Source organism: Vibrio neonatus, assembly GCF_024346975.1.
Classification (GTDB): domain Bacteria; phylum Pseudomonadota; class Gammaproteobacteria; order Enterobacterales; family Vibrionaceae; genus Vibrio; species Vibrio neonatus.
On record NZ_AP024885.1, the window covers coordinates 732,436 to 752,340 of the forward strand.

Sequence of the window (19,905 nt, forward strand, 5' to 3'; positions counted from 1 at the left end):
AAGTAATTAAAGACCAGCTAAACGTGCTGTGTCTTCTGCAATAACTAACTCTTCGTTAGTAGAGATAACCATTGCTGGGATACGGCTGCTAGCAGCAGTGATAGTACCTTCGCCGCCGAAACGTGCTTTAAGGTTAGCTTCACCATCTACTTCGATGCCGAATACGCCAAGACGATTTAGAACCATCTCACGAATAGGAGCAGAGTTTTCACCGATACCACCGGTGAATACGATAGCGTCTAGACGACCTTCTAGTGTTGCTGTGTAACCTGCAACGTATTTCGCTAGACGGTGACAGAATACGTCCATCGCACGAGTCGCTTCTTCTTTCTTACCGTAGTTGTCTTCAACAAAACGACAATCAGAAGTCACTTCTGTTAGACCTTGTAGGCCAGACTCTTTAGTTAGCATAGTGTTGATTTGATCCACTGTGTAACCTAGAGAGTCGTGTAGGTGGAAGATGATAGCTGGGTCGATGTCACCACAACGAGTACCCATTACTAGACCTTCTAGAGGAGTAAGACCCATAGAAGTATCTACACACTTACCGTTTTTAATTGCACAAACAGAAGCACCGTTACCTAAGTGACAGTTGATGATGTTTAGTTCGCTTTCTGGCTTACCTAGTTGCTCAGCTGTTTCACGAGCGATAAATAGGTGAGAAGTACCGTGCATGCCGTAACGACGGATGCTGTGCTCTTTGTATAGGCTGTATGGAAGAGCGTATAGGTACGCTTCTTCAGGCATTGTTTGGTGGAAAGCAGTATCAAATACAGCTGACATTGGTAGAGCAGGGAATGCTTTTTGCGCTGCTTTAATACCAACGATAGCGGCAGGGTTGTGAAGAGGAGCTAGTGCTGCACAGTCTTCAATACCTTTAACTACGTCATCAGTAATCAATGCTGATTCAGTGAATTTTTCACCGCCGTGAACAACACGGTGGCCAACAGCACCAAGCTGCTCTGATAGTTCAGGTTTAGAAGCTAGGATAGTGTCTACGATAAAAGTTAAAGCTTCATCGTGAGCTGCACCATTACCTAGTGCTGCTTCGTGTTTGCCGTCCAATTTCCACTTAATACGTGCTTCAGGAAGGTGCAGGCACTCTGCAAGACCAGTAAGATGCTCTTCACCGTTGTCCGCGTCAACGATAGCGAATTTAAGAGAAGAACTACCGCAGTTTAAAACTAAAACTAGCTTTGACATGTTTGTTTCCTGTATTTCATCTGATTTATTCAGAAAGAATGAATTTAGTCATTATGAGTAGTCACATATTCGATGTAGGATGCTACTCAGTTTCAATTGCAACAATTTCCCTTTGTTGACCGTATTACCTTTCAGGATACGTTTTCAATCCTTGCTAACTGGCCTCTCTGTCGCCTAATATGTAGTTAAGGGCGAAGCTATAGATGAGACGCTGACAAGGATAGCGATAATAGGCAAATATAACAAAAAAAATTGAAATTACTTTATCTTTTATCAATTTTTTATGTTTATTTTTTAATTTTTAAAATAATTTTTAGCGATTTGGGCATGGTTGGAAAGATTGGAATGTTTCACAGATTGAGAGATGGGCAGATGTATATGGATCTGTGGCCGATGAGAAAAGAACTCTCGCCTATGTTCCCTGAGCATCGAGTGATCACGGCGACTCGATTTGGTATTCGAGTGATGCCTGCGGTTGCAGCTATCAGCGTGTTAACTCAATTTACCTTTCATAATGGATCTGGCTTACCGCAAGCAATTGTGGTGGCACTGTTTGCTATTAGTTTACCTATTCAAGGCTTTTGGTGGTTAGGTACACGCTCTAATACACTTTTACCGCCGAGTTTAGCCAACTGGTATCGTGAAATTCATCAAAAAATCTTAGATTCGGGCACCTTGCTTGAACCACCTAAAGCTAAGCCTCGCTATAAAGAGCTCGCACAACTGTTAAATAGAGCCTTTCGACAGTTAGACAAAACCGTTCTAGAACGCTGGTTTTAATTCCTTTTTAACTCCATTCTAAGCGCCTTGTTAAATGGACGTAATCTATCGAGATTATGTCCAATTCATTCCTGCACACTAAATCTTGAATTCGCCTTTACACTTCTTTTTGTGACACTTCCTTAACATCTCAATAAAGACGAGAGATAAATCACGTTCTTTACTTTTATTTTACATCTCATACTGGTAATAATGGATCTCTAGAGTTTTAAGTGAAATCTGTTTCATTTTAAACCTGTTATAGATCTTAGTGACTCAAAGTATAAAAATGGATATCAAACTCAGCTTTGTTTGCTGAATCAAGGAGTGAATATGAAAACAAATAAGATGCTTGTTACCGCCTGCCTGGTCGGTACTGCGCTGCTATCTAGTGCCAATGTTATGGCAAAAACAGCAAAAGTCGCTGTGTCGCAAATTGTTGAGCACCCAGCTTTGGATGCCACGCGTCAAGGTCTGCTGGATGGCCTAAAAGCAAAAGGCTACGAAGAAGGTAAAAACCTAGAGTTTGATTATAAAACTGCGCAAGGTAACCCTGCGATTGCGGTGCAAATAGCGCGTCAATTTGTCGGTGAAAATCCAGATGTATTAGTGGGCATCGCAACGCCAACCGCGCAAGCATTGGTATCTGCCACTCGTGACATTCCAGTGGTGTTTACGGCAGTGACTGATCCTGTTGGCGCAAAACTTGTTTCTCAGTTAGAACAGCCGGGCAAAAACGTAACGGGTTTATCTGACTTATCACCGGTTGCCCAGCACGTCGATCTGATCAAAGAAATCCTACCAAACGCAAAAACCATTGGTGTGGTGTACAACCCAGGTGAAGCCAACGCGGTGAGCCTTGTTGAGCTATTAAAAGTGGCAGCCAAAGAAAAAGGCTTAATGGTAGTTGAGTCTACAGCGCTAAAAAGTGCGGATGTACTATCGGCAACTCAAGCTATCGTTTCTAAGGCTGATGTGATTTACGCACCTACCGACAATACCGTAGCCAGTGCGATAGAAGGTATGTTAGTTGCGGCAAATCAGGCGAAGAAACCGGTATTTGGCGGCGCAACTTCCTATGTGAAAAAAGGCGCAATTGCTAGCCTAGGCTTTGACTACTACCAAGTCGGCGTGCAAACCGCAGACTATGTAGCGGCTATTTTAGATGGTAAGCAACCGGGTTCTCTGGACGTTAAAATTGCTCAAGGTTCTGATCTAGCCATTAGTGAAACGGCTGCGAAAAAGCTCGGAATTACTATCCCTCAGTCTGTCGTGGCACGTGCGACCGAAGTTAACTAAATAAATGGGCCAGCCTTAATCGGCTGGCTTTTAGTTTTACGGCATGTATTTGTAGTGCATTTATTGCAGTGCATGTATTTGTAAGAACATTTATTTTTGGTATTTGGCAGAGGAGTATGTATGTCTGCTTTTGCATTTTTTGGGGCGCTAGAGTTGGGCTTAGTCTATGGCCTTGTCGCACTGGGCGTTTACCTGACTTTCCGCGTTTTAGATTTCCCTGATCTTAGTGTTGATGGATCTTTTCCTATGGGAGCTGCGGTGGCGGCAACCGCTATTGTTGCAGGGGTAAACCCATGGCTAGCAACTGGTATGGCAATCATTGCCGGTGGCGTTACTGGATGGGTGACGGCTTTTCTAGCGGTGCGTTGCGGTATTTTACACTTGCTGGCATCCATTCTTACTATGATTGCCGCTTTCTCTATTAATATCCGCATTATGGGCAGACCTAATATTGCCTTGCTCGGTGAAGATACCATATTGACGCCATTTGAGAGCATTGGCGATCCTATGCTAGTGCGTCCTATTGTGGTGGGCGTCTTAGTATTACTGGCGGCATTTTTTATTGTGCGTTTACTCAATAGTGATTTTGGGCTTGGATTACGAGCAACTGGCGTAAATGCGCGCATGGTGCGAGCTCAAGGCGGAAGCACTTCGTTTTATACCTATTTTGGTTTGGCATTATCCAATGGTTTGGTTGGCTTTGCTGGCGCGTTGTTTGCGCAAACCAATAGCTTTGCTGATGTGACATCCGGCGTAGGTACCATAGTCGTAGGTTTAGCGGCGGTAATCTTAGGGCAAACTTTAATCCCAGGACGTAAAATCTGGGTGGCCGTAGCGGCGGTAATTATTGGCTCAGTGCTGTATCGATTGGCGGTGGCGTTTGCGTTAAGTTCGGGAATGTTTGGTCTGCAAGCATCCGATCTGAACTTAGTGACTGCTATTTTGGTGGCAGTGGCATTAATCGCACCTAAGATGAAAGCCAAATACAAAGCTAAGCAACAACTTCAACAAGCACGCAGTGATAAGGAAGTGGCATGATTGAGTTAAAAAATATTCAGGTCACTTTTAATCCTGGCACTATTTTAGAAAACAGAGCATTGCGCGGCGTGGATCTTGTGGTGCCTGAACATGAGTTTTTGACCGTAATTGGCTCTAATGGGGCCGGTAAATCAACCCTCTTGGGAGCGGTGACCGGTGAGACGCCTATGGTTGGAGGTAGCGTTATTATCGACAACCTTGATGTAACTCGCCGCAGTGTCGATCAAAGAGCCAGTTTATGTGCGCGCGTGTTTCAAGATCCTTTAGCAGGCACCTGTGGCGATCTGACTATCGAAGAAAATATGGCATTGGCGTATCGCCGTGGGCATCGTCGAGGTTGGAATTTAGCGCTTTCGAGCAAGCGACGAAAACTCTTTCAAGATCGCATCGCAATTTTAGGTTTAGGTTTAGAAGATAGGCTTGGTGATAGTATTGGGCTACTTTCAGGCGGTCAAAGACAGGCAGTGAGCTTGGTTATGGCAACCCTATCGGACAGTAAATTGCTGCTTCTTGATGAGCATACTGCCGCGCTTGATCCTCGCATGGCGGCGTTTGTGATTGATTTGACTAAGACGGTAGTCAAAGAGTTTAACCTCACGGCAATGATGGTCACGCACTCAATGAAAGATGCCTTGGCCTGTGGCGATCGCACTGTGATGTTGCATCAAGGCGAAATTGTATTGGATGTTGCAGGGGAGCAACGCGCGCATATGGGCGTGCCCGATCTACTGGAAATGTTCAGTAAAGTGCGTGGTGAGGAGCTTAGCGATGATGGGTTATTATTGAGCTCATAAGCTGTTAGATAGAGTGTTTAACTACGCTAAAAAGAGCACCTAAAAGAACGCTTAAAAGAACACCATAAAAAACCAAAAGCGTGCTGTTGCCTTATCAAAAAAGGTGTAGCACGCTTTTTTATTTATTCTACAATCAAAAATTCTAACGCCGTTATCGAGTGCGATTAGTATTGGTTATGCGCTGACTAATAACTGCTGTTGATAGCGCTGAATATAGTCCACGATAGGTTCCGCGGTATTGAATTTACGAATATTGTGAAATAACTCTTTTGCTTCAGGGTATTGCTGACGCAGGTAAGAGAACCATTGTTTAACACGATTTGGGTAATAGAGCCCTTTATCGCCTTTCATTTCGTATTCAGAGTATTTCAATAGTAAAGCGACTACTTCCACCCATGGCATGACCGCATGGTTATGTTTGACTACATTCCCAAGGTTGGGCACATTGAAAGAGCCGCGACAGACCATCAAAGAGTCTATGCCAGTGGTTCCTTGGCAACGTTGACCATCGGCGTAGTTCCAAATTTCACCATTGGCAATTAATGGCATCTTGGTGTGTTGACGAATTTTTTGTAAATAGTCCCAGCGAATTTGGTCAGCTTTATAACCGCCTACTTTAGTGCGAGCATGAATGGTGAGCTCACTCGCGCCAGCGTTTTCCACCGCGTCCACAATCTCAAAGCAGTCATCAGGGTTTTCCCAACCCAGACGAATCTTGGCGGTAACGGGGATCTCACTAGGCACTGCGGCTCGACAAGCATTGATGATTTGATACATCAGCTCAGGCTCTTTTAATAAAACCGCGCCACCTTTACTTTTATTGACCAAACGAGCCGGACAACCAAAATTAAGGTCGATACCCGCCGCACCTAGGTTATAGGCCTTAAAGGCATTTTCCGCCATCCATTGTGGATGCTGACCTAAAAGTTGCAGATGCACGGGTGTGCCAGATTTAGTTTTTGAGCCTTGCAACAGTTCAGGGCACAGCTTATAGAAGGAGCGATCAGGTAATACTTGGTCGCTGACACGAACGAATTCGGTGACACATAAGTCAAAGTCGTTGATATCAGTAAGGATTTCTCGCATTAGATGATCGAGAACACCCTCCATAGGGCCAAGTACAAGACGCATTATTCATTCTACCTTTGTGTGCAGGAGGGCGGATTTTAGAGGGTTTTGGGTAAAATGTCACCGACAAATATAACTCGCAGTGAGTAGTGTAGAAGCGTAAGCCATTTTCACTCATACTAGAGAAAAATTAGCAGAGTACATTTTATGAGTGATTTAATTAATCTCCCACCACAGATACAAGAAAGTCGCTATTTTTGGGAAGGGGCAATACTTGCCGCAAACCTGACCGTAAAGCCTTTAGAGCCAGAAGCATGGGCGCAATCACTATGTGCTGAAGACTTTATCGAAGTAAAACCAACCATTATTGAACACATTAATGCTCAATATGCGCACTTAAAAGCCAATCAATATTCGGCGCTTGAGCTGACAGAAAACAATACAGAGCATTTAGCTGACTTAGCAGAAGGTTTTCTGTCTGTTTGGCCGATTGTTGAGCAAGAGTGGCAACCTCTTGAACTGAACGATGGCACAGCCCGAATGTTATCAGCATTACTGACTACCTTGTCATTACTGGTGGACGAAGAGCAAACACATGCGCAAATGAAGCAAGCAGGCTATACCGACCTTCCGCAACGCGTTGATTTGCAACCGCAAATGGATTTGATGATCAATGAAGTTGCACAAGCGGCGGATGAGTTGATGGTGGGCAATAAAAGTCAGACCCTAAACCCTTATAAAGACGTTGGTCGTAATGACATTTGTCCTTGTGGCAGTGGTAGGAAATTTAAGAAGTGTTGCGGGGCTTAGTCAAAGCTAGCTGAGCATATTGTTGGGATATAGCGGTAATGGATATAGGAAAGCCCATATCCATTACCCTTTTTACTACCTTTGCTAAATAGCCCTTACTTAATGACGATTAGTACTGTTGTAGATCATTTAGAATTTGCACTAAATCAGGGTTTTCTTTCTTAAATTTGTCGTAAACACTCGCGACTTTAGCTTTGAATGCAGAAACGTCAACGCTGACGACCTCACCGCCGTTTTTGACGATTTCAGATTTTGCATAATCAGAGTATTCATCCCACGCTTTATCTTGAACATCCAATGTTTCTTGCGCGATTTGACGGATAGTTGCTTGGTCTTCTTTTGATAAACCATTCCAGATTTCAGTTGAAACCACTAATAAGTCAGGGATCATGGTATGTTGATCCAATGTGTAATATTTCGCGACTTCATACTGGCGAGTAGAGAAGTAGGTTGGAATGTTATTTTCAGCGCCATCAACCACCCCTTGTTGCAATGCTGAATACACTTCACCTGATGAGATAGGCACTGGGCTAACACCAAGTGCTTTCATCGTATCGATATCGATAGGAGAGTTTTGCACACGGATTTTTAAGCCTTTAAGATCTTCAGGTTTGGTGATCTTAGTTTTTGTATAAAATCCGCGAGAACCACTAGACAAGAATGCTAGGCCAATAAAGCCATCTTTGGCTGACGATTGTAGGATTTTTTGACCTACCGGACCTCGTAGAATTCTTTTTGAATCCGCTTCATCTTTATATAAGTAAGGCAAAGATAGCACTTTATATTCAGGAGAAAACGAAGCTGCTAAGCCGCCGCCCACTTTGGCGAACGCCAAAGTACCGTTTTGCACCATTTGCAACGTTGACTCTTCATTGCCTAAGGTCAAGTTTGGATAAACTTTGACTCTCATACTGGTTCTTTTGGTGACTTCTTTAGCAAACCAGCTTAAAGATTTATGAACAGGATGATCCAGTGGCATTGCGTGTGCAAGCTTTTGAACCCTAGCTGATGCGTTAAATGACATAGATAACAAGACTAATCCAGCGCATGATAATAATGTGTTTAATTTTATTAATTTCATTTTATTTCCCTGATTAAATTATTGATTAATAACCCGCTAGTTTTGGAAGCCACATTGTTAAGTTTGGAAATGCCGTAACAATGATTAAAGCCAAAAGAATAAGACCGTATATAGGCAGAAGCTTAGGTACGACGTTGCCAATTTTTCTATTTGCTACACTACAACCTACAAATAGGGCAGTACCTACAGGTGGTGTACAGATGCCGATAGATAAGTTAAACACCATCATGATCCCAAAGTGGATTGGGTCCATTCCTAGATGAATACCAATAGGTAAAAGAATGGGGGTGAATATTAATATTGCTGGAGACATATCCATAAATGTACCAACAACTAAGAATATAATATTCATAGAGATTAATATGATTACTGGGTTATCTGAAATATTAAGGATAAAGTCAGCAATATATTGTGGAATATCAGCATTCGACATCGCCCAAGACATTGAGCTTGACGTTGCAATCATCAATAAAACAATTGATGTGATAATGACACTATCAATAACGATAGGAGTAAGTTTTTTTAGTTTTAACTCTTTATATATGAAACCAAGAATTAAACTATATACAACAGCAATAGCTGATGCTTCTGTTGCAGTAAATATCCCGCCAACAATACCACCCATAATCAAAATAACCATGAATAAGCTAGGAATAGCTTCAAGGATGATTTTGTAAGCACTCTTATCTGATTTTACTTTCTCTTGTGGAACTTGATATTTTTTACCAAAAAGCAATACTCCAGCCATAACAGCAAGACCCATTAGTATTCCAGGGAAATAGCCGGCTAAGAATAGATATTGCACTGATGTACCACTGACCAAAGCATAAAGAATCAATACATTTGATGGTGGAATTAACAGGCCAGAAGGACAAGAGGCAATGTTAACGGCAGCTGAAAAATCTTTAGGATATTTTTTTTCATTTTGCAGTTCACCCATTAGACCGCCAACGGCTGCCGCTGATGCTGTTGCAGAACCGGATAGCGAACCAAACATCATATTGGCAATGACATTGACGTGACATAGTGCGCCAGGTAAGCGACCACCAAGTAACATTGCGAAATTAATCAGTCTCTTAGCTATCCCTCCCGAGTTCATGAGATTTCCGGCGAATATAAAAAATGGCAAAGCTAACAGACCAAAATTATCCAAGCCTCCAAGTAACTGTTGCGAAGCTAGACTTGCGGATTTCTCAATAGGAAAATCAAGAAATATGGTTAATAGAGAGGATAAGCCAATACCAAACGCAATTGGCATTCCCATAACCAAGAAAACAAGTAAAGAACTAAATAGAACTATAATTGGCAGCAAATCATATATGGCGTCAGGCATTACAGAAATATAATGATCTGTAAAAAGTAGATTTAGCAGTGTCATAATTAATTACCTAATTTCTTACTATACATATGATGTGATAGTGTGATGATGTCATTTATAGCAAATAAATTTATTAATGCTCCGGCTATAGGTGCCACCAAGTAAATGTAACCCATTGGTAAGTTGGAACCGAAAATACTTAAAGTTGGAGAGACTTGATTGTATTGAAGTGTTCTCATTACGACGCTAGAACCGCCATAGATCAATACTAAACTTGAGAATATAATGACCATTACACTGATTACTATAGAAAGTAATTCTTCATTTTTAACTTTAGTAATGAGCAATTCGATAGCTAAGTGTCGTTTCAATGAGTAAGTATATGCCCCGCCTAAGATACCAATCCAAATAAGAAGGTATCTAGATAACTCATCAGTAAAAGTTGATGGGGAGTTTGTGAAAAAACGAGTAAACACCTGCCAAACTACAGTTGCTACAATTAACCACATTAAAACTACTAGGAGTCCACCTAGCATTTTTGTTATTTTATCAATGATGTATGAAAATAAAGTCACCCACATATTCCTTTTGATAATTTAAATGCTAACTCAATAATTATCGCTATATAGATATAACGCTTTGCCGAATGGGAAGTGTTACAAGATGTTTCCCAGAGGCTTTATGTTATGCGTAACAATAGTGCTTTCAAAGGCACTTTTTCAAGAAATGAGGTGTAAGTCATGAAATTTATATCGATATTGTAATGCTTTTTAATTGTCATTTTTAAATGGACTAAATAACAATTAAATTCGGTTTCTAATATTTCATTTTAATGGGTAATTAGTTGTTTTTAATAAAGGTTTTAATAACCTTAGCGTTAACTAATTAATGATTATCTAAAGTGGTTTCTGGTGGTATATAGAGCCGTTTTGTTTAAAAGGCAGGAGGAGAGGTATTATTGATAATGCTTAAAAAGATAAATTTGATAGTGATTATGAGGGGGCTTCAGAGTTGAACTCGGGGTCAGTGCTATAGAGAGATTGTGATTTAATAATCTGACTTAACATTGAGAGGAAATGTAAGTCAGATTCTATTTTGGTAGCGTAAAGAGGTTACTTTACTACACCTACGGTAAGCAATAGATTGGCAAAGCGACGGCTTTCCCCAGTTGCAATAATGAGCAGGGTATTAGGTGATTTGACGGACTGATAGAAGTCTTCACGCTGCTGGAAACTCATTGGTGTTCCTTGCGGCAGTAGATTCTCATATTCGGCATGAATAGTATTTTCAAAATCATCCGGCCAAGCCATCATCGTTGATGCTTCAACATTGATCAGTTTAGTAATGCTATTGAGTACATCTACTGCATTTAGCATATCTGGAGCAAAATTAAGGTAGATGATTTCAGTTCTTGGATTTGAGTTTGTGACAAATGAAAAATTGCTATCTGCAATCAGAATTTGAGTTTTATGCCCACATTTAGCCAGTACAGACAGTAACTCAGGATGGATGATGCTGGATTTTATCATAGAGGGACTCCTTAAAAAAATGGCGCAACTCGACGTTGCGCCATTTGATTTAAATTACATGCGGTATACGCCACCATTGATGTCTAGCGTAGCGCCAGAAACAAAACCGTCGTATTCAGAAGCAAGGTAAGTGATTGCTTTTGCTACATCTTCAGAGGTTCCAGCGCGACCTAGAGGAATACCACGAACGGTTTCTTCTGCCGACTCTTTCGTCGTGTGTTGGTTGTGGAAGCGAGTACCTAAGATAAGACCTGGTGCAACTGCATTTACGCGAATGCCATAACCACCTAATTCAGCAGCAAGAGAGCGAGTCCAAGTCAGTACCGCACCTTTTGTCATAGAATAAGTTAATGAACCAGAGTGACCACCAGAGCGACCAGCAAGAGAGGCTAGGTTTACGATGCTAGCGCCTTCAGTATTTTCTTTTAAGTAAGGAAGAGCAGATTGCGTAACGTTTTTCATGGTCGTCATGTTGACGTCGAATACAGTTTGCCAATAGTCAGATTCGATTTCACCAAGCCATTTACGAGCAATAATGCCACCCACATTGTTGACAACAATATCGATACCACCAAGGAATGCAGCAGCTTCATTAACACAAGCGATCGTGTCTTCTTCGTTGACTAGGTTAGCAAATCCAAAACTGGCTTTTTGTCCGCGAGACTCAGCGAGTTTAACCAACGCTTCAACACCTTCAGTGCCACTAAAGTAATGAGCAAAAACGTCACATCCAGATTCAATCAATGCTTTGGCTGTTTCATAACCAATCCCTTGCTCAGCACCTGTAATGAACACTTTTTTGTTTTTCAAACTTCCCATTTTAGATCCTTAATAAGTTATTAGCGGTCTCAGAGGCCTTTAAGTTGAAGGGCTAACCCTACTACCAATCGTACTAAATAACGGGTCATTTTAGCTTGTTAAAATACTCGATTACGGCATTAGAATTTTTGATTGTAGAATAACTACTTATCGAAAAATTCCGCCTTGTTCTCAAGCATTTTTCTGCGCTAGTTCTGATCATTACTTAGTGTGATTGGTATAACTTGCTGTAAACAGGCTCCAATATGCTCTTTAAAAGAAGAACGGCTATCTCATTAGCCCATCTTTCTTTTTGTTTAGTCATAGGCAGGCTTGAATTTATTAGCTATTCCTATGATTTATATGGTTATTTTTCTTGTTTCTGCTTCTAAGTTACTTGATGTTATCGGTAACTATTGTGGGTTAGTATAAATAATCAACGGCATAATACAAACACTCATTCTAAAAACGTGAACTGGATCAAAGCACTAAAGTAAAGTGGCGGTAAACATTTACTTACATTTTGCTGGTGTTTTCTACAGGTAAGCCCATGTTTTTTCAGAAGCAAGAATCATCTGAGATAGGTTTGTTTCTTTCCATCTTTGTTGTGGATTTGGATTCTCTATCACAAGGCATCCTATAATATTGTGCGCTGACTCCACTATTGTACGGTTAACTTTAATGGCTGTTTATGTTACTGTAACAGCGGTTTTTTATGTGAGCATATGATAATGAGTGAGAATAAGCGGAAGCCTCGTGCGACATTGCAAGATATTGCAGATCGCGTAGGTGTGACGAAAATGACGGTGAGTCGTTTTATGCGTAATGAAGAGTCTGTATCAGTGAAGACTCGAGCCAGAATTAAGAAAGTGGCCGAAGAACTTGGATATATTCACAACCGCGCTCCTGCTTTGTTATCTAAATCTTCAAGCCGCTCGATTGGCGTATTACTTCCATCATTATCTAACCAAGTGTTTGCTAAGGTAGCTCAAGGTATTGAGTCTGTAACAAACCGCCGTGGCTATGAGGTGTTATTAGGGCACTATAGTTATGAAAACGAAATCGAAGAAAGGAAAATAGCGACACTATTATCCTATCAAGTTGACGGGTTAATTTTGACGGGTACAAGCCATACCCAAAAGACATTGAAGATGCTTGAAACCGCAGGGGTTCCTGTGGTCGAGGCGATGGAACTCCCTGAGTCTCCTATCAATATAGCGGTTGGGCTTGATCATAGAATGGCCGCATATGACGCTGTTAACCTTATGATAAGTAAGGGTAAAAAGAATATAGCTTATTTTGGTGCTCGACTGGATAGTCGTACTAAGCTACGTATGGAAGGTTATGATGAGGCGATGGTTGAAGCTGGCCTTGAGAAAAATCATTTCTTAACCTCAAGTCGTTCTAGTTTTACGATTGCTCGAGACTTATTAACTCGCGCTCTAGATGATTGTCAGTATCTTGATGGTATATTTTGTACCAATGATGATATCGCGATTGGTGCTATTTTAGCCTGTCATGAAATGGGAATTGCCGTTCCAGAGCAAATCAGTGTTGTTGGCTATAACGCCTTTGATATTGGTCAAGCCATTACCCCAAAATTAACCAGCGTCTATACACCAAGGTATGAAATTGGTGAGCTCTCCGCTGAATTATTGCTAAATGCAATAGAAGGCAAAGAGCCTGAAAAACGTGTTCACGATCTTGGATATACCATCACTAACGGTAAGAGCTCCTAATATTCTATGAGTGATTTTGACCAATAAATTGTGCTCAAAATCACTCTTTTCATCTCAAACCCTCACTTCTTCCCTATAATATATTCACAAATAAGTCAGTTACATGTAGTATGTTACCCATAACATAAATAATGTTACCGATAACACTTAATATTGCTTATTGAGTCCATGACCAAAAGCTTACTGAAGAGGTTTAAATGGAAGGTAAAAGCATTGTAATTATGGGCGTTTCTGGCTCAGGTAAATCAACCATTGGTGAGCTTCTTGCTGCTAGATTGTCAGCCAAGTTTATTGATGGCGATGATCTACATCCCAAATCAAACGTTATCAAAATGTCCTCAGGAACTCCGCTCAACGATGATGATCGTGCTCCGTGGTTAGAAAGAATTAACGACGCTATTTTTAGCATTTACTCAAAAAATGAAACCTGCGTCTTTGTTTGTTCTGCATTAAAGAAAAACTATCGTGACGCCATTCGTTGTGGAAATGAAAAAGTACGGTTTATTTTCTTAGACGGCTCTCAAGAGTTAGTTCTTGAGCGTATTCGTATGCGAAATAGTCACTTCATGAAATCAGACATGCTAGCAAGTCAGTTCGCCATTTTGGAGAAACCTGTGGATGAGGATGACGTGATTACTATTGATATCTCCATGTCGATAGAAGAGATGTTAGATGATATTTGTATTCGTTTAGGGGCTTAGAAATGAACAAGGTAGTTGAACAAGTAACGAAAAATCTAATCGAAAGAAGTCGTAAGACTCGTACCGAATTCTTAAACAGAAGCCGCTCTCAAGCGGCTCATGGTAAAAATCGTGCCAGCCTTTCTTGCGGTAATTTAGCGCACGCGGTTGCGGCTAGTTGCAATAAAGAAACCATACTAAATTTAGTTAATTCAAATGTCGCCATAGTGAGCGCCTATAACGACATGGTTTCCGCCCACGAACCGTATCGTCATTTCCCTGAGATAATTAAAGGTGCATTGGCTAAGTTAGGCCATTCTGCGCAAGTGGCCGGTGGCGTTCCTGCTATGTGTGATGGTATCACGCAGGGGCAAGATGGCATGGATATCTCTTTATTTTCTCGTGATTTAATTGCCCAAGCTACGGCTGTGTCTCTGAGTCATAATGTGTATGATTCAACTTTGTTGTTGGGTGTGTGTGATAAAATCGCCCCAGCAATGCTAATGGGTGCAATGTCATTTTCTCATTTACCGACAGCATTTGTTCCCGTTGGTCTGATGGCGACGGGCATTAGTAACGAAGAGAAAACCAGTGTTCGTCAGAAGTATCTGGCGAAGGAAGTGGGTATTGAGACGCTGCAGAAAATGGAGTGCAGTGCCTACCATTCTCACGGAACATGCACCTTCTACGGAACCGCCAACACAAACCAGCTCGTTTTCGAAGCTATGGGCTTAATGCTACCGGGTTCTGCATTCGTACCACCCGATAGCCAACTTCGACACTTGCTAACCGAAGAAGTCGCGGTAAAAGTGGCTTCCTCCACCCTAGGTTCATCAAACTACCGTCCTTTGTATGATGTGGTGACTGAGAAAAATATCATCAATGGTATCGTTGCGCTTCTCGCCTCTGGAGGGAGCACTAACCACACCATTCACATGGTGGCGATTGCCCGCTCTGCGGGGATTTTGCTTAACTGGGATGACATTAGTCAGCTTTCAGGTGCGGTACCTTTATTGGTGAACGTTTATCCAAATGGTTCAGAAGATATGAATGCATTTCATCGTTCTGGAGGTGTGCCTGCATTGCTGAAACGTTTAAATGAAGGTGACTTTTTAAATCGAGATGTGCTGACTTCTTTTGGTCAGTTTAGTGATCAGTTTAAAACGCCTTATATTGAAAATGACCGCTTATGTTGGAGTGACAGTCAAGGCAGTAATAATGGCAGTGTTATTGCGTTAAGTGGCGAGTGTTTTCAAGAAACCGGAGGCATTAAAGTCCTAGATGGTAATATTGGTCGCTGCGTGATCAAGGTCTCTGCCATTGCAAAAGAGTGCAGAAAAGTGAAAGCGCCGGCAAAAGTCTTTACTTCACAACACGATGTCGAAAAAGCTTATCAAGCAGGAGAGCTTAATCAAGATTGTGTTGTCGTGGTCTCGCATAATGGCGCAGCGTCGAATGGTATGCCTGAGCTGCATAAGTTGATGCCTATTCTCGCTAATGTACAAAAAGCAGGCTTTAACGTCGCCTTGATTACCGATGGTCGATTATCTGGTGCATCAGGTAAAGTCCCTTCGGCGATTCATATGTCTCCAGATGCGGCTAGAGGCGGTGCTATCGCACTTATTCGTGATGGCGATATAGTGAGTTTAGATTGTGAAACTGGAAGCGTGAATAACTTGTCAGATATGACAGGTCGTGAGCCTTTGAAAGTGGATACCGAGAGCCAACAACTTACTTTTGGGCGTAATCTATTTGTACTGGCGAGAAATAATGTTTCTTCGGCGGAGGAGGGCGCAAGCTTTATTGTATAGCTTTGCTCACTGATTTTGATTCATGCATAAAAAACGGGAACTGATAATGTCAGTTCCCGTTTTTTATTTAATGCTATCAATACTTAAATACGATTTTTCTTTAAGCCAACCACTTGTAGCAAGGTAAATAGGATAGCAACCACCAGGCTTGCTCCAAAAATAATTACCAACCATTGTGGCATGGATAGGTCTAAAAATGTCCAGACGATTTTGCTACAAGTGCCAGTCGGTAGGAACATCCACGGAACCCATTGATCAAGAGGTGCCCAACTAGGGAAATTGACAAAAATATCGCAGGTATTAAAAGGAGAGGGATCAAATTGGTAGCTCACATGCTCTAGAGCCAGTGATAAACCTTTGGCACTGGCCGCAATCCAACCGACTAATCCTAAGCCGCGTAGAACCGAGTTTTTGGGTTGGCATAGACCGACCATACCTGAGACTGCAATACCTAGCATTGCTACGCGCTCATAGATACACATCACACAAGGTGAAAGTAGCATGACGTGCTGGAAGTAAAGAGCGCAAAGCTCGAAGGCGACCATGGCAACAATCAATAACAGCCATGAAGTGCGAGAGCGAGAAAATTGGTATAAGTTCTCGAGCATGAATCTATTTCCTTATGTGTACATCTATATATGCGCAAAAAAGCCAGCGAGGACTGTCGTTCGCGCTGGCTAATAACAGTAAGTTCTTTTTACCCCTTTAAAGGTGGCAAATCAATAGAGTACCAATAGGGAAATAAGTTCCCTAATGATGAACTACAGAACTTGATACATCGAGAATCTGCGTCGGTGGATCGGTAATCCAGCCGTAGTCCATAAAGGTTGCAGTCATCGGTTCTAAGAAGAACATAATACCGACCATTCCCACTAGGGCTAAAACAACGGTATATGGAAACGCCATAATAACCATTCGGCCATAAGAAAGGCGAATTAATGGTGCAAGAGTTGACGTAAGTAGGAATAAAAATGCCGCTTGGCCGTTTGGTGTTGCTACTGACGGTAAATTGGTACCAGTATTGATAGCCACGGCGAGGAGATCAAATTGTTCACGGTTAATTACCCCGTGCAGTAAGGCCTCTTTAACCTCATTGATGTATACCGTACCGACAAACACATTATCGGAAATCATGGAGAGTACGCCGTTGGCGAGATAGAACAGCACGAGCTGGGTTCCTTGATCTTCTACTGCCAGAACGGCATCGATAATAGGTTCAAAGAGATCTTGCTGAATGATCACGGCAACAATGGCAAAAAAGACAGCCAATAGCGCGGTAAAGGGTAGCGCTTCTTCAAACGCTTTACCTAATGCATGCTCTTCGATGATGCCGGTAAAAGAGGTGGCTAAGATAATGACCGATAGCCCGACTAAGCCGACTGCCGCCACGTGAAAAGCAAGACCGACAATAAGCCATAGCGCAATTGCGCCTTGAACCCAAAGTTTGGCGATATCCTGTTTGGTGCGGCTCTTTTTCTCTTCTTCGTTGTAATCTTCGAGAATTTTTCGTACTTGAGTTGGTAACTCTGATCCGTAGCCAAATATTTTTAGTTTTTCGACCGCAACGGTAGTCAGCAGTCCCATCACTAATACGGGTAAGGTAACGGGTAACATGCGGATGATAAACTCGCCAAATAACCAGCCAGCTTGATCGGCTATGATAAGGTTTTGTGGTTCACCAACCATTGTCATAACGCCACCGAGCGCAGTACCTACACCGGCATGCATTAGCAGCGAGCGTAAAAATGCACGGTATTCGTCTAGATCATCACGAGTAAGCTCGGTTAAGTGGCTATCTTGAGTGTGGTCATGTTGAGTGCCGTGACCTTTTCCTGAAACGACCTTGTGATAAATCGCATAGAAGCCAACGGCTACGCTAATCACCACCGCAATAACGGTCAATGCATCTAAAAATGCCGACAAAAAAGCGGCTGCGGCACAAAAAGCGACGGACAACAGAGCTTTAGATCTAATGCCTAATAGTATTTTGGTGAAAATAACCAGTAGTAGCTGCTTCATGAAGTAAATGCCTGCAACCATAAAGATCAGGAGTAGCATTACTTCTATATTGGCAACCAGTTCATGCTTGACCATTTCTGGGGTCGTCATGCCAATGGCGACGGCTTCAATTGCCAGTAAACCACCAGGTTGCAGTGGATAGCATTTGAGCGCCATGGCTAGCGTAAAAATGAACTCGACAACTAATAGCCAACCCGCAACAAATGGGTCGATTAAAAAGAATACAATTGGGTTTATGATCAAAAAGGCCACAATGGCTAGTTTGTACCAGTCAGGGGCTTTTCCGAGAAAGTTTTTGACGAAGGCGTTTCCTTGGCTCAAAGGCATGGTGCTTCTCTCTTAAAAGTATTTAAATCTGATCGAGTCGGTTCTATACGACCTATCCATGTGACAATCGGATTTAGCAGGTGGATAAGCTACTGTATATTTTTACGGTGAGATATAGATTGAAAATTAGCGTATAGAACATGTTTTGTTCACGGTTTACATTCTGTAACACACACATTGTTGGCGCAATATTTACTCTAATCAGTGGGATAGTCAATCAATTAGTGTGATTTACATCGTGTTTACAGTAAAAAACCATATAAAGCGCAATTCATATACAAGTTGGGTGTTTTTAGTGATGCTTTGGTTATATAAAACCGATGTTATTGTATGAGAAATAATCTTGACGTATAAGCTAATGTTTTTTAAGTACTAATAAATAACAATCTACTAATATTCTATAAGAAAATAATCTCATATTTGCTGCTATCAATCTTTCTCATAGGATGTTGAGCCTGGTTTACAGGATAAAATGGTATTTATTATTTTTTCTGGTGTAGCTGAGCCAATGAGATTAATCCAATCGAGAATGAGCAATATTTCATAACTAATCATCTACTCATTTTTGTAATTTTAGATTAGGTGGTATGATGAGTGATATTTAGTGAATTTTAAGTTGGAACTTCCAATCTATGGTTATTAAGGCGAAAAGCCCAGCAGGCTTTGCAGAAAAGTACATTATTGAAAGCATTTGGAACGGACGATTTGCTCCAGGTTCTATTTTACCCGCTGAGCGTGAGCTGTCTGAACTGATTGGTGTAACACGAACGACCCTCAGAGAGGTTCTGCAAAGACTGGCGCGTGATGGTTGGTTAACCATTCAACACGGCAAACCAACAAAAGTGAATCAATTTATGGAAACCTCAGGTTTGCATATTTTAGATACATTAATGACATTAGATGCCGACAACGCTACTAGCATTGTAGAAGATCTACTTGCCGCTCGAACTAGCATTAGTCCTATCTTTATGCGTTATGCATTTAAAGTGAATAAGGAACAATCTGAACAGACATTGCGACGTGTTATCGACTCTTGCGAGGCTTTGATGCAAGCGGATTCGTACAGTAGCTTTATGGAGTCTTTCCCGTACGCTGGAAAAATTGCGCAAAACATCAAAGAAGACAATGAAAAAGATGAACAAAAGCGTGATGCGATTTTAGTAGCAAAAACCTTTAACTTCTATGATTACATGTTGTTCCAACATTTGGCTTTCCATTCAGGAAACCAGATTTATGGTTTGATCTTCAACGGCTTAAAAAAATTGTACGATCGTGTGGGCGCTTTCTATTTCTCAAGCCCAGTATCACGAGAGCTGGCGCTTAATTTTTACAAAGATTTATTGTCAGTATGTGAAGACGGAAATCGTGACCGCATTGCTGCTATCGTACGCCAATACGGTATTGAAAGTGGTCAGCACTGGAATGAAATGAAAGTGAGCTTACCAACAAACTTTACTGAAGACGACAGTTAAGCAGCTTGTGTTAGAGCGCACAGCTCACTAACTCGCTTAACTAAGCATCTGTTATTATTTGCTAAGCCCTGCATCGTTTGCAGGGCTTTTTTGTTGGTCGGCATTGTGGTTGATGAAGTGATCCATTATTGAATAGGGTCAGTATAAGTATCCACATGAA

18 protein-coding genes are annotated in these 19,905 nt (G+C 41.6%); 9 read left to right on the forward strand and 9 right to left on the reverse strand.

Annotation, left to right across the window (positions count from 1 at the left end):
- Nucleotides 1–6: 6 nt before the first annotated feature.
- Complete coding sequence (locus tag OCU38_RS03515) at nucleotides 7–1,203, reverse strand: acetate kinase (protein ID WP_152821635.1); 1,197 nt, start codon at nucleotides 1,201–1,203, stop codon at nucleotides 7–9.
- 327 nt (nucleotides 1,204–1,530) lie between these two features.
- Here OCU38_RS03515 and yfbV point away from each other — a divergent pair, with 327 nt between their 5' ends.
- The 4 genes from yfbV (at nucleotide 1,531) to OCU38_RS03535 (ending at nucleotide 5,093) form a co-directional block, all read left to right on the forward strand.
- The gene (gene yfbV, locus OCU38_RS03520; RefSeq protein ID WP_039970079.1) at nucleotides 1,531–1,983 is read left to right on the forward strand and encodes a terminus macrodomain insulation protein YfbV; all 453 of its coding nucleotides are present in this window, start codon (nucleotides 1,531–1,533) and stop codon (nucleotides 1,981–1,983) included.
- Between the two features lie 312 nt (nucleotides 1,984–2,295).
- A complete protein-coding gene (locus OCU38_RS03525; RefSeq protein ID WP_261823761.1) occupies nucleotides 2,296–3,261 on the forward strand; it encodes an ABC transporter substrate-binding protein in 966 nt (321 codons plus the stop codon).
- A 120-nt stretch (nucleotides 3,262–3,381) separates the two neighbouring features.
- On the forward strand, nucleotides 3,382–4,299 hold the full coding sequence (locus OCU38_RS03530; RefSeq protein ID WP_261823762.1) for an ABC transporter permease: 918 nt from the start codon (nucleotides 3,382–3,384) through the stop codon (nucleotides 4,297–4,299).
- Nucleotides 4,296–5,093: an ABC transporter ATP-binding protein gene (locus tag OCU38_RS03535; protein ID WP_261823763.1), complete on the forward strand. Its 798-nt coding sequence runs from the start codon at nucleotides 4,296–4,298 to the stop codon at nucleotides 5,091–5,093. The genes OCU38_RS03530 and OCU38_RS03535 overlap by 4 nt, the downstream gene beginning before the upstream one ends.
- Before the next feature lie 174 nt (nucleotides 5,094–5,267).
- Here the strand turns inward: OCU38_RS03535 and dusC are convergent, their stop codons facing one another.
- The gene (gene dusC, locus OCU38_RS03540; protein WP_261823764.1) at nucleotides 5,268–6,224 is read right to left on the reverse strand and encodes a tRNA dihydrouridine(16) synthase DusC; all 957 of its coding nucleotides are present in this window, start codon (nucleotides 6,222–6,224) and stop codon (nucleotides 5,268–5,270) included.
- 144 nt (nucleotides 6,225–6,368) lie between these two features.
- Here dusC and OCU38_RS03545 point away from each other — a divergent pair, with 144 nt between their 5' ends.
- Nucleotides 6,369–6,971, forward strand: a complete 603-nt coding sequence (locus OCU38_RS03545) for a YecA family protein (RefSeq protein ID WP_261823765.1) — start codon at nucleotides 6,369–6,371, stop codon at nucleotides 6,969–6,971.
- Between the two features lie 109 nt (nucleotides 6,972–7,080).
- Here OCU38_RS03545 and OCU38_RS03550 read toward each other — a convergent pair whose 3' ends face one another.
- The 5 genes from OCU38_RS03550 to OCU38_RS03570 all read right to left on the reverse strand — a co-directional run bounded on the left by OCU38_RS03550 (nucleotide 7,081) and on the right by OCU38_RS03570 (nucleotide 11,718).
- Entirely contained in the window at nucleotides 7,081–8,052 is a 972-nt protein-coding gene (locus OCU38_RS03550) for a TRAP transporter substrate-binding protein (RefSeq protein WP_261823766.1), read from the reverse strand.
- Between the two features lie 25 nt (nucleotides 8,053–8,077).
- Entirely contained in the window at nucleotides 8,078–9,385 is a 1,308-nt protein-coding gene (locus OCU38_RS03555; protein WP_261824227.1) for a TRAP transporter large permease, read from the reverse strand.
- Nucleotides 9,386–9,432: 47 nt separating this feature from the next.
- The gene (locus OCU38_RS03560) at nucleotides 9,433–9,945 is read right to left on the reverse strand and encodes a TRAP transporter small permease (RefSeq protein WP_390625238.1); all 513 of its coding nucleotides are present in this window, start codon (nucleotides 9,943–9,945) and stop codon (nucleotides 9,433–9,435) included.
- Nucleotides 9,946–10,482: 537 nt separating this feature from the next.
- On the reverse strand, nucleotides 10,483–10,899 hold the full coding sequence (locus OCU38_RS03565) for an RbsD/FucU family protein (protein ID WP_261823768.1): 417 nt from the start codon (nucleotides 10,897–10,899) through the stop codon (nucleotides 10,483–10,485).
- A 54-nt stretch (nucleotides 10,900–10,953) separates the two neighbouring features.
- Nucleotides 10,954–11,718 (reverse strand): SDR family NAD(P)-dependent oxidoreductase, encoded by a 765-nt coding sequence (locus tag OCU38_RS03570; protein WP_261823769.1) that lies wholly within the window; start codon nucleotides 11,716–11,718, stop codon nucleotides 10,954–10,956.
- Between the two features lie 710 nt (nucleotides 11,719–12,428).
- Here OCU38_RS03570 and OCU38_RS03575 point away from each other — a divergent pair.
- From OCU38_RS03575 to edd, 3 genes are all read left to right on the forward strand, one after another.
- On the forward strand, nucleotides 12,429–13,436 hold the full coding sequence (locus tag OCU38_RS03575; RefSeq protein ID WP_261823770.1) for a substrate-binding domain-containing protein: 1,008 nt from the start codon (nucleotides 12,429–12,431) through the stop codon (nucleotides 13,434–13,436).
- Nucleotides 13,437–13,633: 197 nt separating this feature from the next.
- Nucleotides 13,634–14,137 (forward strand): gluconokinase, encoded by a 504-nt coding sequence (locus OCU38_RS03580; protein ID WP_261823771.1) that lies wholly within the window; start codon nucleotides 13,634–13,636, stop codon nucleotides 14,135–14,137.
- A 2-nt stretch (nucleotides 14,138–14,139) separates the two neighbouring features.
- Nucleotides 14,140–15,927: a phosphogluconate dehydratase gene (edd, locus tag OCU38_RS03585; protein WP_261823772.1), complete on the forward strand. Its 1,788-nt coding sequence runs from the start codon at nucleotides 14,140–14,142 to the stop codon at nucleotides 15,925–15,927.
- Nucleotides 15,928–16,010: 83 nt separating this feature from the next.
- Here edd and dsbB read toward each other — a convergent pair whose 3' ends face one another.
- Both dsbB and nhaB read right to left on the reverse strand, forming a co-directional pair.
- Nucleotides 16,011–16,535, reverse strand: coding sequence for a disulfide bond formation protein DsbB (gene dsbB / locus OCU38_RS03590; RefSeq protein WP_261823773.1), 525 nt, complete (start codon nucleotides 16,533–16,535; stop codon nucleotides 16,011–16,013).
- A gap of 142 nt (nucleotides 16,536–16,677) precedes the next feature.
- Nucleotides 16,678–18,273: a Na(+)/H(+) antiporter NhaB gene (gene nhaB, locus OCU38_RS03595; protein WP_261823774.1), complete on the reverse strand. Its 1,596-nt coding sequence runs from the start codon at nucleotides 18,271–18,273 to the stop codon at nucleotides 16,678–16,680.
- Nucleotides 18,274–18,905: 632 nt separating this feature from the next.
- Between nhaB and fadR the strand changes: the two genes are divergently transcribed.
- Entirely contained in the window at nucleotides 18,906–19,745 is an 840-nt protein-coding gene (gene fadR, locus OCU38_RS03600; protein ID WP_261823775.1) for a fatty acid metabolism transcriptional regulator FadR, read from the forward strand.
- The last annotated feature ends 160 nt before the right edge of the window (nucleotides 19,746–19,905 follow it).